General features: G+C 68.1%; 12 protein-coding genes and 1 pseudogene. 8 read left to right on the top strand and 5 right to left on the bottom strand.

Going from position 1 to position 15342, the window contains the following annotated elements:
• Nucleotide 1: 1 nt before the first annotated feature.
• The 3 genes from ACFFJC_RS19040 to ACFFJC_RS19030 form a co-directional block, all read right to left on the bottom strand.
• Nucleotides 2-1042 carry an NAD(P)H-dependent amine dehydrogenase family protein gene (locus ACFFJC_RS19040; RefSeq protein ID WP_379488979.1) on the bottom strand — a complete coding sequence of 347 codons (1041 nt, stop codon included), beginning with the start codon at nt 1040-1042 and terminating at the stop codon, nt 2-4.
• 124 nt (nt 1043-1166) lie between these two features.
• Complete coding sequence (locus ACFFJC_RS19035; RefSeq protein ID WP_379488978.1) at nt 1167-3395, bottom strand: TonB-dependent receptor; 2229 nt, start codon at nt 3393-3395, stop codon at nt 1167-1169.
• 102 nt (nt 3396-3497) lie between these two features.
• Nucleotides 3498-5171: an MFS transporter gene (locus tag ACFFJC_RS19030; protein ID WP_379488977.1), complete on the bottom strand. Its 1674-nt coding sequence runs from the start codon at nt 5169-5171 to the stop codon at nt 3498-3500.
• A 231-nt stretch (nt 5172-5402) separates the two neighbouring features.
• On the opposite strand from ACFFJC_RS19030, the gene ACFFJC_RS19025 reads away from it, so the two are divergent.
• Complete coding sequence (locus ACFFJC_RS19025; RefSeq protein WP_379488976.1) at nt 5403-6656, top strand: acetyl-CoA C-acetyltransferase; 1254 nt, start codon at nt 5403-5405, stop codon at nt 6654-6656.
• A 23-nt stretch (nt 6657-6679) separates the two neighbouring features.
• The gene (locus tag ACFFJC_RS19020) at nt 6680-7168 is read left to right on the top strand and encodes a MarR family winged helix-turn-helix transcriptional regulator (protein ID WP_379488975.1); all 489 of its coding nucleotides are present in this window, start codon (nt 6680-6682) and stop codon (nt 7166-7168) included.
• A 104-nt stretch (nt 7169-7272) separates the two neighbouring features.
• Here the strand turns inward: ACFFJC_RS19020 and ACFFJC_RS19015 are convergent, their stop codons facing one another.
• Nucleotides 7273-7581, bottom strand: a complete 309-nt coding sequence (locus ACFFJC_RS19015; protein WP_379488974.1) for a hypothetical protein — start codon at nt 7579-7581, stop codon at nt 7273-7275.
• 334 nt (nt 7582-7915) lie between these two features.
• Between ACFFJC_RS19015 and ACFFJC_RS19010 the strand changes: the two genes are divergently transcribed.
• From ACFFJC_RS19010 to ACFFJC_RS18985, 6 genes are read left to right on the top strand one after another with little or no spacing between them, the layout of a single operon-like run.
• Nucleotides 7916-9145: a CaiB/BaiF CoA transferase family protein gene (locus ACFFJC_RS19010; RefSeq protein ID WP_379488973.1), complete on the top strand. Its 1230-nt coding sequence runs from the start codon at nt 7916-7918 to the stop codon at nt 9143-9145.
• Nucleotides 9146-9179: 34 nt separating this feature from the next.
• Complete coding sequence (locus ACFFJC_RS19005; RefSeq protein ID WP_379488972.1) at nt 9180-10406, top strand: CaiB/BaiF CoA transferase family protein; 1227 nt, start codon at nt 9180-9182, stop codon at nt 10404-10406.
• Between the two features lie 55 nt (nt 10407-10461).
• Nucleotides 10462-10752, top strand: coding sequence for a hypothetical protein (locus ACFFJC_RS19000; protein ID WP_379488971.1), 291 nt, complete (start codon nt 10462-10464; stop codon nt 10750-10752).
• A 33-nt stretch (nt 10753-10785) separates the two neighbouring features.
• Entirely contained in the window at nt 10786-12300 is a 1515-nt protein-coding gene (locus tag ACFFJC_RS18995; protein ID WP_379488970.1) for a class I adenylate-forming enzyme family protein, read from the top strand.
• Nucleotides 12290-13510, top strand: a complete 1221-nt coding sequence (locus ACFFJC_RS18990) for a CoA transferase (protein ID WP_379488969.1) — start codon at nt 12290-12292, stop codon at nt 13508-13510. The genes ACFFJC_RS18995 and ACFFJC_RS18990 overlap by 11 nt, the downstream gene beginning before the upstream one ends.
• Nucleotides 13504-14925 (top strand): amidohydrolase family protein, encoded by a 1422-nt coding sequence (locus tag ACFFJC_RS18985; protein WP_379488968.1) that lies wholly within the window; start codon nt 13504-13506, stop codon nt 14923-14925. Before ACFFJC_RS18990 ends, ACFFJC_RS18985 begins: the two co-directional genes overlap by 7 nt.
• Here the strand turns inward: ACFFJC_RS18985 and ACFFJC_RS18980 are convergent.
• Nucleotides 14920-15318: pseudogene (locus ACFFJC_RS18980) on the bottom strand (enoyl-CoA hydratase/isomerase family protein); the annotation flags it as partial. The gene ACFFJC_RS18985 and the pseudogene ACFFJC_RS18980 sit on opposite strands and share 6 nt — an antisense overlap.
• Between the last annotated feature and the right edge of the window lie 24 nt (nt 15319-15342).

Here is a 15342-nt window from a genome sequence, read left to right as displayed (position 1 = left end):
GCTAGGAGAAGAGCGGCAGGATCTGCGGCAGCTCCACCGTCGTGCGGATGCCCGGCTCGGCCGCGCAGACCGCCGGGATCGCGTTGACCGGTCGATGCGCGGTGAGGCCGGGCGTATAGGCGGCGTAGTCCTCGGCAGCGACGGGGAAGTAGATGTCGACCTTCACCGGCGTGTCGCCCTCGGTGGTGATCCGCCAGCCGGATTCACGCAGATCCCAGTCGTCGTCGATGTCGGTCGTCACGTACCAGTTGGCGCGGAAGCGCAGCACGGGGCGGCCCTCGTGCTTGCACGTGATCGTCGTGCGCATGGCGCCCACCGTGCCGGCCGGGACGCTGCCCGCGGCGATCTGCAGGTCCCGCGTCGTCGGGGACAGTTCCCCATGCGCCTCTATCTCGTCACAGGGTAGCCCGATCGCCTGTGCCACTTGCGACAGCGAGCTGCCGAAATCACCCCTGAGGTGCTCTGCCCGGCGCTGGTCGAACGGCGCCATCGGTGCGGCGAAACCCATGATATGGAACAGCATGTCCGGCGAGTTGCGGCTGGACACGTCGGCGTACTCGTCGATCGTCAGCAACCGGTGCTCGCGCTGCAGCGACAGCAGCGGAATGGCCAGGGCTTCGGTCACGAACCCGGGGCTCGAGCCGGTCGAGTAGATCGAGCTGTTTCCTTTGGCACAGGCCTCCTCGATCCGGGCGCGCTTGTCGGGGTCGATCATCGGCGGGTAGTGGAAGTCGCCGCGGGTGGTGACCACGTTCTTGCCCGAAGCCAGCAGCGCGCAGAGTGCGTCCCAATCCGTGCCCTGGGGCATGTAGAGCACGCAGTCGGCGTCCAGCCCGACGATCTCCTCCAGCGAGTTGGTCGCCGTGATCCCCGTCGCCGGCAGCCCACACAGCTCGCCCGCGTCCTTCCCGGCCTTGTCGGGCGAGCTGACCCAGAGCCCCGCAAGTTCCATGCGAGGATGCTCGATCACCATGCGCAGCGCGCGGGTTCCGACGTTGCCGGTCGCCCACTGCACCACCCGCCAGGTATCCTGCTGCGACATTCGCTTCCTCTCTGCTTTGGCTGAAGATCGGTTTCGTCGAGCCCACCGCCGACCGGCCGCTACCGCAGTCTTGGTGCCGCCTTGATGCCGGGCAATCCCCGGGTGGGAACCGCTCCTCCGCCGATCAGAAGTTGACGCCGAACTCGATCCCGTAGGTCACCGGCTTGCTCCAGTTCGCGCCGATGCCGTAGCTGGAATACTGCGCCTGCGTCCGATAGCGGCTGTTGGTGACATTGTCCCCGAACAGCGCGACGTAGTACCGGTCCTCGGGAGCGTTCCACTGCGCGCGCAACGCCAGCGTCTCGTACCCGCCTTGCCGGAACTGTATGCCCGAGGGGCCGAAGAAGAAGCTGGAGGAGTGGAACAGGTTGCCGGACAGCGCGAGTTCGCCCCCGCCGAGCTGCGTCTCGTAGCGCGCACCCAGGAAGCCGGTAAACTCGGGCGTGCGCTGCATGGTAACGTCGGTGAGCGTGGTGGGCGCGACGACGAAGGTGACGCCGCTTGCGGCGCACCCGGCGGCGGTCACCGGGTCCAGCCCGGCGCAGCGCACATAGACCGGCGCGTTGTTGAACGTCTTGTACCGGGCATGGACGTAGGAGGCACCGGCGTTGAGCTGGAAGGCCGGGGTGAGCTGGTAGTGCAGAGACCCTTCCAGGCCATAGATCTCGGAAGTGGCCGCGTTGATGAGCTCCGCCGTGGCGGTGCGGAAGATCGAGACCTGCAGGTTCTTGTAATCGTAATAGAACGCAGCCGTCTCGAACGAGAGCCCCCGCTCCTCGAACTTGAAGCCGATCTCGTAGGCGTTGATGTCCTCTGGCCGGACATCGTTGCAGACGAAGTTCGTGGCCGGGGTCTGGCACGAGCCGCCGACGTCCAGCAGCGCGGCCTTGTATCCCTTGGTGAACGAGGCATAGACGCTCGTCTTGTCCGTGGGCTTGTAGCGCAGCACGACGCGCGGGGTGAGCTTGTTGTCGGAAATGCTGGGCACCGGCACCTCCGTCGCCACGAAGGCGCGGTTCCAGTACGCATCCACGATCTTGTCGTTGGAGTAGCGCGCGCCGGCGGTGAGGAAGAGCTGGGGCGTGAACTCGTAAGTCGCGTCGATGAACGCCGCGTAGCTCTTCACCGTGGTGCTCGACCCGCCCAGGCGCACGCGCGAGTTGGGATCGTTCCCGGCATTGTCGATGAAGGTGACGTACGTGTCGGTGTTCTCGAAGTAGAACAGCCCCGCGGTCCACTGCAGCTTCGACCCGCTCTTGGAGGTGAGCAGGAATTCCTGGCTCCAGGTCTCGTTGAGGTTCGGCAGGCCGAGCTGGAACAGGTCTGCCCCGGAGTAGTCCAGGTCCTGCGACATGTTGGTGTTTTCGCTGCGGTACTGGCTGTACGAGGTCAGGTCCGCGAAGCCGAGGTCAGCCCGGATCGTGCCCTGGACGACGTCGCTGTTGGAGCGGAAGAACTCGTCCACCGAGCCCGTGGCGATCCTGTTCTTTGCCGTGGTGTAGGTGCCGGGTATGCCGCCGAAGGGCGCGCCCAGTCCGAAGTCGGAAGTGTCCAGGCTTGATGCCAGCATCGTCGAGGGATCGTCGACGTCGCCGTGCTTGTAGCGCAGCAGGAACTCCACGTTGTCGCTCAGTTCGGCCTTGAGGCCCAGGCGCACCGACCAGTTCTCGTACTCACCGACGCGCCGGCCGCTGGAAATGTCGTGCTGCCAACCGTCGCCGCGCCGGTACTGCCCCTCGATGCTGAGCGCCACCCTATCGGAGATGACGTAGTTGGCGAAGCCTTCGGCCCGCGCCTCGTTGTAGCGGCCGTAGCTGGCACGCCCTTCGAACGAATTCGCGTTGGTGTTCGGCTCGCGCGTCGAGACGAGAATGGCGCCGCCCGTGGTGTTGCGGCCGAACAGCGTGCCCTGGGGCCCCTTGAGGACCTGGATGCTGTCCACGCTGATGAGGTCGAAGTCCGCGGCAAGCGGATTCGGCGAATAGAACCCGTCGATGTAGATGCCGACGTTGCCGCCCCCGCCCGAGGTGGTCACGGCGGTGCCGATGCCGCGAATGGTGGGCTGGAAGAAGCCGCCGGCAAAGTCGAAGCGCAAGGCCGGGGTCACCTTGCCGATATCCGCAAGCTGCTGCACGCTCGCCGTCTCCAGAGCGCTGCTGCTGATATTGGTGATCGAAATCGGCACGTCCACCTGCGCTTCCGCGCGGCGCTGGGCCGTCACGATGATCGCGCCGTCGTCTACAGTGGCGGATTCCTGGGCCTCGGCCTGGGCGAAAGCCGGCAGCGGGGCCAGCGCCGAAAAGCCCACCAGCGCGAACACGGACGCGCAAGTCCTTGCGATCTTCACGATCATCCCTCCCATTTGCAATTTTGCTTGACCGTACACGAAGGGGCGCGGGCTGCCAGCGGCCCACTGGACACCTGTCAAACATATCGCGAGGGCAGAATCACCGCATCAGGGGGCGATGTAGCCGATCGTCTCCTGCTGCGGATCGTAGGACTCCGCCTTCCACCGGACGGAGCCGAAAGGCCGCTCCAGCCGGCGGCGGACCCGCCGCCCGTGATGGCTGCGGTTGAAGGCGTCAGCCTGCGCCTGGATGTCGAAGTCGGCCTGTGTGTAGCGCCCCCGCATCCGTAGGTAGTCGCCCCAGGTGGGGCAATGATAGCGCTCGGTCCAGATCGCCGGATCCTCGATGTCGCGCGCGATGGTCCAGTCGAAGGCGCCGATGCGCTTGCGGACGCGCTGCATGGCGACCATCACGGCGTAGAATTCGCGGGCTTGGTCGGGGTTGACGTCGTACTCCACCTCCACCACGATCGGGCCTGATCGCAAGGTCAGCGCCAGGGTTGCGGCGGGCTCGTAGCCGATCTCGACCGAGTCCATGTCGGCGTCCGGCTCCTTGCCTAGCGGAAGCAGGAATCCGAGCAGCGCCGTTGCGGCGACCGCAATGCCCGAGGCGATGAGGGCGAAGGCGACGTCGTAGTTCGTCGCAACGACGCCCCAGGCCCATGCGCCGATGCCGATGCCTGCGGTGATCGCCGAGGAGAACAGCGAGAGCGCGCGCGCCGTCACCCATCGCGGCGCCGAAAGCTGGACGGTGACGTTGAGCATGGCGATGGTCAGGATGTTGCATGCGCCGACCACCAGGAACGCCGCACAGGTCAGCACCAGCGAGTGGCTGAAGCCGATCGCCACCAGCGCCACGCCGGTGCCGATGGCGAAGAGCCGGACGGCTCCCTCGGTCGAGAGCGCCGCCTGGATCTGGCTGACGAACAAGGCTCCTGCGACCGCGCCAACGCCCTGTGCGCCGAGCAGGATGCCGAAGGTCGCTGCATTGCCGGCCAGAAGGTCCTTCGCGATGAGCGGAGCGAGAGCCGAGGCGGTCGCCGTCGTCAGCCCGAAGGCGAGGACCCGCAGCAGCGCTGTGCGTACCGCCGGCGCGTGAAGAGCATAGCGGGCACCGGTCAGGATCGCGCGGTCGATCCGCTCCGGTGGCAACCGCGAGGGTACGTGCCGGCGGCGCCACAGGAAGAAGGCGACCAGCAGCGGCAGGTAGAGCAGCGAGGTCATGCCGAACACGGCCTTCACCCCGTAGACGACGACGATCACCCCGCCCAACGCCGGACCGAAGCTGCGCGCGACGTTGTAGCTGATCGTGCCCAGCGCCACGGCGGCGGGCAGGTGCGCCCGCGATACCTGCTCGGGGATGGAGGCCTGCCACGAGGGGGAGAACAGCGCCACGCCCGCGCCGATGAGGACGCAGAACGCCAGCAGCAACCACGGTGTCGTCAGCTCGAGGAAGGTGACGCCCGCCAGCACCGCCGCGCTCACCGCGCTGAAGGTGAGCCCGGTGATGGCGATGCGCCGCCGGTCGAACATGTCGGCGATCGCGCCGGCCGGCAGCGTGACCAGCATGAGCGGGATCATCAGAGAGGTCTGGACGAGCGCCACCATCGCCGGCGAATTGCTGAGCCGCGTCATCTCCCATTGCGCGCCGACGCCGAGAAACAGCTGGCCGAAGTTGGAGAACAGGCTCGCCGTCCAGATGTTGCGGAACGTGCGTTCGCGCAGCGGCGCGAAAGGCCCGCCTGCCTGTGTCTCGTTGGCCGCTGCCGCACCGCCTGTCATGGCCAAATCTATCCTGCCCTGTCCCGTTCGAGGTCGATGTTGTCTCCCCGACCGGCCACGTCAAGCCGCACGCGCCGCCGATCCCGCTCCTGCCCCCCCATGCGATATGCTAACCTTAGTCAGCAATCGCTGCGGCGATAGCGCCCGCGGCTGATTGCAAAAGCCTGAGCGGCCCCGCATCACGCCTGAAACGCGCGCTTTCCTGCGCGCCCGACATCCAAGGAGACCCCCGTGACCGAGGCCTACATCATCGACGCCGTGAGGACGCCGCGCGGAATCGGCAAGATGGGCAAGGGTGCCCTGTCGCAGATGCACCCCGAGCACCTCTCAGCCACCGTGCTCGCCGCCATCAAGGAGCGTAACGACCTGGATACCGCCGACGTCGACGACGTGATCTGGGGCGTCTCCGCAGCGCTCGGCCTGCAAGCGGGCGACATCGGGCGCATGGCAGCGCTCGATGCCGGTTATGACGTCAAGGCCGGTGGCGTCACGCTCAATCGCTTCTGCGGCTCCAGCCTCACCGCGACCAACCTGTCGGCGGCGATGATCATGTCGGGCATGGCCGATCTCATGGTCGCCGGGGGCATGGACATGCTCTCCTATGCCAACGCCTATGGCATGAAGATGCGTGAGGCCGGGGTCGGTAGCGCGGGAATGGGCGCGGGCAATCCCCGCCTCCAGGCCAAGCACCCGCAGTCCAACCAGGGCGTCGCCGCCGACGCGATCGCGGCGATGGAAGGCATCACGCGCGAGGAACTGGAAGCGCTGGGGGTCGAGAGCCAGCGCCGTGCGGCCGTGGCCATGGCCGAAGGCCGTTTCGACAGGTCGACCATCGTGGTCCGCGACGACGAAGGCAACGTCATCCTCGATCATGAGGAATACCCCCGCCCCGACACCACGGCCGAGAGCCTGTCGCAGCTCAAGCCCGCGTTCGAGATGTTCTACAACATGCCGTCCGCGCCGGGTGGGAAGACGTATGCGGAGCTCATCAACCAGGTCTATCCGGACGTCGAGATCAAGCCGATCCACCATGTCGGCATTTCCTCGGGCGTCGTCGACGGCGCCTCGGCCATCCTCCTCGCGTCGAAGGAGTACGCGCAGGCCCATGGCTTGAAGCCGCGCGCGCGGATCGTGGCGATGGCGGAAACCGGGGACTGCCCCACGCTCATGCTGAACGGACCCGTGCCGGCCGCCCGCAAGGTGCTCGCAAAAGCGGGCCTCGCCACGGACGACATCGACGTCTTCGAAGTGAACGAAGCCTTCGCGGTGGTCGTAGAGAAGTTCATCCGCGACCTTGACCTCGACCGCGCAAAGGTCAATCCGAACGGAGGCTCGATCGCGCTCGGGCATCCGATCGGCGGCACTGGCGCCATCCTGATCGGCACCGCCCTCGATGAACTCGAGCGGACCGGCGGGCGTTACGGTCTCGTCACGATGTGCGCGGCGGGCGGTATGGCCCCGGCGATCATCATCGAACGCGTGTGACGGCGCAGGACAAGGAGCAATGCGTGGCGACTGACGTCGAAGACAAGCCGCAAGGGACGATCATGAACCCGCTGGAAATGCGGGACGAAAGCCCGAAGCGGCAGGTCGGGCTGCGCATGACCATCATCGCGCGGCTGCAGCGGAACAACTTCGACCGCAAGGTGGCCGCGCTCAACGTCACGCGTTCGCAGTGGGCGATGATCGCGATCGTCGCCCGCTATCCCGGCTCCACGCAGCGCACCATCGCCGAATACCTCGAGATGTCGGAGGCCTCGGCCGGCCGCCTGATCGACCGCCTCTGCGCGGACGGCCTGCTGGAACGCCGGGACCGGCGCGACGACAGGCGCGCGCGCGCCGTTTATCTGACGGAACAGGCCAAGCCCCTGCTCGACCAGCTCGGCGCCATCGCTTCCGACAGCGAACAGCGCATGTTCAGCGGATTCTCGGACGACGAAGTCGACCTGCTGCTGAACTTCATGACCCGCATCTACGAGAACGTCAGCCGCGGCTGACCCGACGCCTCCCGGGCGTCTCGCCGTGCACGGCGCTCGCGTCCACAACGAAAAGGGCGACGCCATCGGCGCCGCCCTTTCCTTCTTGAGAGCTCGTAGGAGGCTTACTTCGCCGAAGCGAGTTCCTTCTTCGACATCGAGGTGGTGACCTTGCCACCCACGTCGCTGAGGCTCGAAGCCGGCACGGTCACGAGGCGGCCGGCCAGGATGACCTGCGGGTTGCCGTCGGCGGTGACGCGGTAGATCGGGGCGATGCGGGTGCCCTCGGCCGAGTAGAGCATCTTGCCGGCGTTCACGGCAACGGCCGCCGACGATTCCTCGGTGGCTTCACGGACCTGGGTGGTCTCGGCAAGAGCAGCAGCCGGCAGAGCGGCGACGGTGGCGAGCGCAACGAGCGAGGCAAACTTCTTCATGGTGTGTCTCCGAAACTGCGAACCTGAGGAGTGGGTGTATTCAACTTACTAAGCTGAGTTAGTATTTCTAACGCGTTGGGTCAATTGCTATTGTTGCAACTGCTAACGCAAATCCGGCAACATCATCGCTGCGGCGGGATCTGCGCCGAAGGAGGCGGGGCCGCGCCTCTGCAACCCCTGCAAACCTGCCGGACTTGGGCCATGATCGTCCGCACGATGGCCTGTGCGGTTGATCCTCCCAAGCAATGCGAGCACATCGGGGTCACTGTCGCAAACGGCTGATGAACGGCCCGCGGCCGGCAATCACAAGACAATGGGTAGGGACTGGCAGCAGATGTCGACAAAGGTCATGCAGGGCGTTCGCGTTCTCGAAGTGGCGCAGTTCACCTTCACACCTGCGGCCGGTGCAGTCCTCGCCGACTGGGGCGCGGACGTGATCAAGATCGAGCACCCGGTCCGGGGCGATACGCAGCGCGGCTTCCTCAACATGGGCGGCGTCACGCTCGACCCGCTGCGGCACACCTTGTTCGAGCACCCCAACCGCGGCAAGCGCAGCGTCGGCATCGACCTCTCCACGGCCGAGGGGCAGGAGGTGCTCTACGAACTCGCCAAGCAGTGCGACGTGTTCCTCACCAACTACCTCCCGCAGGTGCGGCAGAAGAACAAGTTCGACGTCGAGCACATCCGCGCCGCCAACCCGAACATCATCTATGCCCGGGGTTCGGCGCTGGGCAACAAGGGCCCCGAGCGTGAGGTCGGTGGCTTCGACGGCACCTGCTTCTGGTCGCGGAGCGGCATCGCCTACTCGATGACGCCGGAGGAACTGGGCGCCCCGCTGTCGCAGGGCATCCCGGCCTTCGGCGACTCCATCGGCGGCATGTTCATCGCCGGGGGCATTTCCGCGGCGCTGTTCCACCGCGAGAAGACCGGGGAGGCGACGGAGCTGGACGTCTCGCTCCTCTCGACGGCCGCCTGGGCCTCGGGCGCGCTCATCGCGCAGGTCGCCGAGACCGGGATTCTCACGCGCAACCCGATGCCGGGTTCCGGCGGGGCGACGCGCAATCCGTTCATGGGCAACTACCAGACGAGCGACGGCGGCACGATCAACCTGTGCACGATCTCACCCACCGGGCACATCCGCAGCCTGTTCGAGCATGTCGGCGTGCCCGAGGCGGCGGAAGACCCGCGCTTCTCGGAACCGCGCGCGCTGTTCGAGAATGCCGGCGCCGCCAGCGACATCCTGGTCAAGGCCTTTGCCGAGCACCCGTTCGAATACTGGCGCCAGCATCTCAAGAGCTTCTCGGGCCAGTGGGCTCCCATCCAGAGCTTCCAGGATCTCCTCACCGACGAGCAGGCGCTGGCGAACGACATGATCGTCGAGGTCGAGGGCGCGGACGGTGGTGCCCCGCTCAAGCTGGTGCGCGGCCCGGTGCAGTGGAACGGCGAGCCGGTCGAGACCTCGCGTTCCCCCCAGGCCTCGGAGCACACCGAGCTGGTGCTCATGGAAATGGGCATCGAATGGGACCGCATCGAGGAATGGAAGGCCAAGGGCGCGATCGCCTGATCGCGCCTCGGGCCCTGGGGAGAAGAGAAGGACGATGACGCAGGTGATGGCAGGCGTACGGGTGCTCGAAGTCGCCCAGTTCGTCTTCGTCCCTGCGGCGGGCGCGGTCCTGGCCGAATGGGGCGCGGACGTCATCAAGGTCGAGCATCCGGTCCGCGGCGACACGCAGCGCGGCATGCTCACCATCGCCGGCGCGCGCCTCGACCCGGTGGTCAACCCGATGATCGAGCATCCCAACCGCGGCAAGCGGAGCATCGGGGTCGACGTGGGCACGCCGGAAGGTCAGGCGCTGATCTACGAACTGGCCAAGAGCGCCGACGTGTTCCTCACCAACTACCTTCCCGCGGCCCGTCAGAAGCTCAAGATCGACGTCGAGCACATCCGTGCGGCCAATCCGGACATCGTCTATGCACGCGGCACCGGCTTCGGGGACAAGGGCCCGATGCGCGAGCGCGGCAGCTTCGATGCGACGGCGTTCTGGATCCACTCCGGCCTTGGCCATGCCATGACGCCGCAGGAGTTCGGCGTGCCGCTGACGATGGGCGTGGGCGGCTTCGGCGATTCGATCAGCGGCATGTACCTTGCGGGCGGGATCGCCGCCGCGCTGTACAAGCGAGGCCAGACCGGCGAGACCTCGGAAGTGGACGTCTCGCTGCTCAACAGCGCGATGTGGTCGATGGGCCAGGTCGTCGCGCCGTACCTCCACACCGGCACGATGATGCGGGTAGGCACGCCGCAGGCCGGAGGCGCCAGGGTCAATCCCTTCCTGGGGCACTTCCCGACCGCGGACGGGCGGGTCATCAGCCTGTTCATCATGGTGCCCGATCCCTACATCCGCGACACCTTCGAGCACCTGGGCATCCCCGAGGCGGCGGACGATCCCCGCTTCGCCGACGCCCTGTCGCTGATGGAGAACAGCGAGGCTGCCAGCGCGCTCATCACCACGACCATCGCCGCGCAGCCCTTCGCCTACTGGTGCGAGCGTCTGCAGACGATGCGCGGCCAGTGGGCGGCGGTGCAGACGCTGCTCGACCTCGGGGAGGATCCCCAGGCCATCGCCAACGACAGCTTCGTTGAGGTGGAGCCGATCGACGGCTCAGCGCCGATGCGGATCGTGCGCAGCCCCGTCCAGTTCGACCATCTCCCCTTCGCGACGCCCCGCGCGCCGCAGCTATCCGAACATACTGAGACGGTACTTCTCGAGCTGGGCCTTGAATGGCCCGAGATCGAGCGCCTAAAGCAATCCGGTGCGATCGCGTGAGACAACGCAAGTCCACCCGGACCGAACGCAAACACGAGAGATGAAGGAACCTGGAATGAAGCCTGGAACTCGCCTGAAGAGCGCCGCCTGCGACACCGAAGTCATGGTGATCCGCGCCGCCGACGGCCAGATCGCGTGCGGCGGCGCACCGATGGGCGAGGCCAAGCCGGCCGACGCGGCGCCGCTTGCGGCCGACTTCTCGGCAGGGACGCTGATGGGCAAGCGCTACGTCGATGCGGAGGGCAAGTACGAGCTGCTCTGCGTCAAGCCGGGCAAGGGCTCGCTCAGTGTCGACGGCATCGCCCTCGTCGTCAAGGATGCCAAGCCCCTTCCCGCCTCCGACTGACCTTCCTCCCTCCGACAGGCACACCGCAAACCGATGAACATCGCTCTCCTACTCGAAATGGCGGCCGAAGCCGCGCCGGACCGCATCGGCCTCGTATGCGACGGCAAGCGCTGGACCTACGGCGATCTGCTCGCCGCCGCCCGCGGAGCGTTCATGCTGATCCAGGACAGCGGCGCCGACTACGTCGCGCTGCTGGACGAGAGCAGCGAGGCGGCGGTGATCGCGGTCTTCGGCGCGGCACTGGCCGGCGTGCCCTACTGCCCGCTGAACTACCGCCTGCCCGACGGGGACCTGGCGGCGCTGCTGGGCCGCATCGCACCCGCGCTGGTGATCGGAGACGAGGAACGCGTGCTGCGCATCACCGGTGACGGCGAGGCGGGCGATTGCGGGCATACGATCCTCTCGCGCGAGGAGTTCACGCTCAAGGCACAGGAAACGGTGCCGGGCGACGACGCACGCGAGTACGATCCCGGCGAAGGTGTGGCCATCCAGCTGTTCACCAGCGGCACCACGGCCGCGCCGAAGGCTGCGATCCTGCGCCACTCGAACCTGCTCGGCTACATCCTCGGCACGGTGGAGTTCGCCAGCGCGGACGAGGCCGACGCCGCGCTCGTCGTCGTGCCGCCTTACCACATCGCGGGCATCTCGGCGCTGCTCTCCTCGATCTACGCGCAGCGCAAGATCGTGATGCTGCCCAGCTTCTCGCCCGAGGGCTGGCTGGCGCTGGTCCAGGCGGAGGCGATCACCAATGCCTTCGTCGTCCCCACCATGCTGGCGCGCATCGTGGAGGCCATGGAGAAAGGCATCACAGGCGAGACCGCCAGCCTTCGCGCCATCGCCTATGGCGGCGGCAAGATGCCGCTCGAAGTCATCCACAAGGCGCTGGAGCGCTTCCCTTCGGCAGGCTTCACCAACGCCTACGGCCTGACCGAAACCAGCTCGACCATCGCGCTGCTCGGCCCGGACGAACACCGCGAGGCGCTGGCGTCCGATGACCCGAAGGTGCGCGCGCGGCTCACCTCGCTCGGCAAGCCGATCCCCACCGTGGAGATCGAGATCCGCGGCGAAAACGGCGAGGTCCTGCCCGCCGGTGAGCCTGGCGAGATCTACGTGCGCGGGGAGCAGGTCTCCGGCGAGTACAAGGAGAAGAGCGCGCTCGATCCCGAAGGCTGGTTCCCCACCCGCGATGCAGGCTACATGGACGAAGACGGCTACCTCTTCCTCTCCGGGCGCGCGGACGACGTGATCGTGCGCGGCGGGGAGAACATGTCGCCCGGCGAGATCGAGGACGTCCTGCTCACGCATCCGGCCGTGGTGGACGCCTGCGCCTGCGCCATTCCCTCGGTTGAGTGGGGCGAGGCGGTGGGCGTCGCCATCGTCACGCGCGACGGGCACGACACCCCGGCGGAGGCCGAGCTGAAGGAACTCGTCCGCTCGCGCCTTCGCTCCTCGCGCGTGCCCGAGAAGGTCGCGTTCGTGGCGGAGCTGCCCTACAACGAAATGGGCAAGCTGCTGCGGCGCAAGGTGAAGGAAGTCCTTGCCGGTTGAGGACGCCTCCACCAGCCCGGCGATCCCGCTGGCGCGCTGGGCGAGCCGACAGTTGCAGGCCATGGCTCTCGCGCAGGACAGCCGCGCGCTGGCTGCCCTCGACGGCCCCACCCTCTTGGGCGAGCGCGGATCGAACGGTCGCTATGTGATCGCCGGACCGGTGTCGGCGGGGCTCGGCGGCAGCCGGCTCCTGCCCACGCGGGACGGCGGCTGGTTCGCACTCACCCTGATCCGGGATGTCGATCGCGAACTGCTTCCCGCCTTGTTCGGCGATCCGGACGTGGACACGGGCGACTGGAGCGCCATCGCAGAGCACGTGCTGCGGCATGATTGCGACCATCTGGTATCCACCGGGCGCACGCTGGGCTTGCCGGTGGCCTCCGCGGACGAGACACCAGCCTCGCCTCCCGTCACGGTCCTGCAGCAAGGGCTTCGCCGCGACCGGTCCCGTGACCAATGCCGCGACCACAGGCCCCTCGTCGTCGATCTCTCCGCGACCTGGGCGGGCCCCTTGGCCGGGCACCTGCTCTGGCAGGCGGGCATGGAGGTGGTGAAGGTGGAGAGCCTCACCCGCCCCGACCTTATTCGTCGCGACGATCCCTTCACCTTCGATCGCATCAACCAGGGCAAGGCCAGCCTCCTGGTGGACTTCGGCAGCGGTGCCGAAAAGGCCCGCCTGGTCGAGCTCATCCGCCGCGCCGACGTGGTGATCGAATCCTCGCGGCCGCGTGCCCTGCGCCAGCTGGGGATCGACGCGGATGCCTTGGTGCGAGAAGTGCCGGGGCTCGTCTGGCTGTCGATCACCGGTCACGGAGCCACCGCCGAAGCCGCCAACTGGACGGGAATCGGGAATGACTGCGGAGTCGCCGGCGGCCTGACGCGCGCCATGGCCGAGGCGGGCGGCGGCATCGGCTACGTGGGAGACGCCATCGCCGATCCTCTCACCGGCATCACTGCGGCGCGCGAGGGCCTCGCCGCCTTGCGCGAGGGCGCAGGCCGGCGCATCGGGCTTGCCATGAGCGCGATAGCCGCCATGGCGCTCGCCGAGGAACGGGCGCATGACGAGGCCGCTTTGCGGGCGGAGCTGCTCGCCTGGGGTCTCGCGCGGGGCAAGCCCTTCCCCCGCGTCCGCCCGCGGCCGCTCCGCGGCGAAGTCCGCTCGCTCGGTGCCGACACCGCGCGCTACCTGGGCGCGCCGGTGCGATGCTGATCCGGGGCGCCGAGGTCTGGCGGCACGGGCGGGCCGACGTCCGACTGGCGGGCGGCACGATCGCCGCCGTCGGCACTTTGACGCCGCTTCCCGGCGAGCCCGTGATCGACGCGCAGGGCGGCCTGCTGCTGCCCGGACTGCACGATCACCATATCCACCTTGCGGCGCTGGCCGCCCGGCGGGCATCGCTCGACTGCGCGAAGATCCGGGACGAGGGGGAGCTTGCCCGGCTCCTGCGCGCGCCCGGCACGGGGTGGCTGCGCGCCACCGGCTTCGATGAGGGCGCGACCGGCGGGTTCCTGCCCGACGCCGAAATGCTCGATCGCATCGTTCCCGACCGGCCGCTGCGGGTGCAGCACCGCACGGGGCGCATGTGGCTGCTCAATTCGCGCGCGCTGTCCGAACTCCTGGTCGCCGGCCCTCCTCCCCCCGGGATGGAGCGCGCTGGTGATCGCTTCACCGGACGGCTCTTCGACGAGGACGCGTGGCTGCGAAAGGCACTGGGCAGCACGCCGCCGGATCTGGGTGCCGTGAGTGTCGAACTCGCCCGCCATGGCGTGACGGGGATGACGGACATGTCGCCCCGCAACGATCCCGCCTTTGCGCGCCACATCGCTGAGCAGCGGGCCGGCAGGCGCCTGCTGCAGCCGACCGTACTGGCGGGGGCCCTCACCCTGGCCCTCGCGCGCGAGGACGGATGGCGCATCGGGCCGCTGAAGCTGCACCTTCATGAGGCCGCCCTGCCCGACTTCGACGAGGCCTGCGGCACCGTGCGGGCAGGTCACGAGCAGGGGCGCGCGGTGGCGATCCATTGCGTCACCGAGGTGGAGCTGGTCTTCGCGCTGGCCGTGCTGGAGACCGCCAGCGCGGTTCCGGGAGACCGCATCGAGCACGTTTCGGTCGCGCCATCCGAGCTGGTGGCCCGCATGCGCGCGCTCGGTCTGCAGGCCTGCGTGCAGCCCCACTTCATCGCCGAGCATGGTGACCGCTACCTGCGCGATGTCGAGCCGCGGCACCACCGCGATCTCTACCGGCTGGCCACGCTGAGGGACGCGGGGCTCGTCCTCGCCGGGGGCAGCGACGCGCCTTACGGGAGCGCGAACCCGTGGCAGGCGATGGCGGCGGCGCACGCCCGAACCACTGCCGCGGGCCTCCCGATCGGTCCGGATGAGGCGCTGTCTCCCGAGGAGGCCGTGGCGCTGTACCTAGGCGACGGGCTCGACCTGTCGCGCGAGCGCCGCGTCGCGGTGGGCGCAGCGGCCGATCTATGCCTCCTCGACCGCTCCTGGGCCGAGGCCAGCGTGGACCTCGCCGCGGTGACGGTCAGCGCCACGGTCGTCGCCGGACATGTCGTCCACCAGCGCATCGACGAGGCCCCAGGCGTGCGCCTGGCGCGCGCCCACTCGCCGGCCTGACAGCACCATCAGAGCCGTCCGCTGGCGCCCTATGCGCCGGGTTAGAGAGACGCAGCCCCCAGCCCCCGGCAGGATGCCCATGGCAAGTTCGGGCAGCTGGAACCATGACCGGCTGGTCGCCGTCACGCGGCCGGCGAACGCCGCCAGTTCCAGCCCGGCTCCCACGCAGGCGCCGTCGACGTGGGCGTTGAAGCGCTCGCGGCAGTGGATCGCCTCGCGCGCAGGAAGCGTACGGCAGCGGATCATATGCGCCTGCGCCGGATCCCTGGTGGTGCCGAACTCGTCCAGGTCCGCGCCGAGGCTGAAGGCCTTGCCCGCCCCCATTAGGGTGAAGCGCCGGATGGTGCGATCGAGGTTCACCAGTGAGAACGCCTCGTGCAGCGCGTCGCGCATCGCCCGGTCGATGGCGTTGCCGGT

Origin of the sequence: Novosphingobium soli, from assembly GCF_042432915.1 — a bacterium.
Classification (GTDB): Bacteria; Pseudomonadota; Alphaproteobacteria; order Sphingomonadales; family Sphingomonadaceae; genus Novosphingobium; species Novosphingobium soli.
The sequence above is the reverse complement of the archived record's forward strand: the minus strand, read 5'-3'. Positions and strand labels throughout refer to the sequence as shown.

Coding starts and splice junctions, on each gene's coding strand:
- ACFFJC_RS18995 (WP_379488970.1), top strand. CDS start 10,786: ATGAACATCGCTCTCCTACTCGAAATGGCGGCCGAAGCCGCGCCGGAC.
- ACFFJC_RS19030 (WP_379488977.1), bottom strand. CDS start 5,171: ATGACAGGCGGTGCGGCAGCGGCCAACGAGACACAGGCAGGCGGGCCT.
- ACFFJC_RS19000 (WP_379488971.1), top strand. CDS start 10,462: ATGAAGCCTGGAACTCGCCTGAAGAGCGCCGCCTGCGACACCGAAGTC.
- ACFFJC_RS19010 (WP_379488973.1), top strand. CDS start 7,916: ATGTCGACAAAGGTCATGCAGGGCGTTCGCGTTCTCGAAGTGGCGCAG.
- ACFFJC_RS19015 (WP_379488974.1), bottom strand. CDS start 7,581: ATGAAGAAGTTTGCCTCGCTCGTTGCGCTCGCCACCGTCGCCGCTCTG.
- ACFFJC_RS19005 (WP_379488972.1), top strand. CDS start 9,180: ATGACGCAGGTGATGGCAGGCGTACGGGTGCTCGAAGTCGCCCAGTTC.
- ACFFJC_RS18985 (WP_379488968.1), top strand. CDS start 13,504: ATGCTGATCCGGGGCGCCGAGGTCTGGCGGCACGGGCGGGCCGACGTC.
- ACFFJC_RS19035 (WP_379488978.1), bottom strand. CDS start 3,395: ATGATCGTGAAGATCGCAAGGACTTGCGCGTCCGTGTTCGCGCTGGTG.
- ACFFJC_RS19040 (WP_379488979.1), bottom strand. CDS start 1,042: ATGTCGCAGCAGGATACCTGGCGGGTGGTGCAGTGGGCGACCGGCAAC.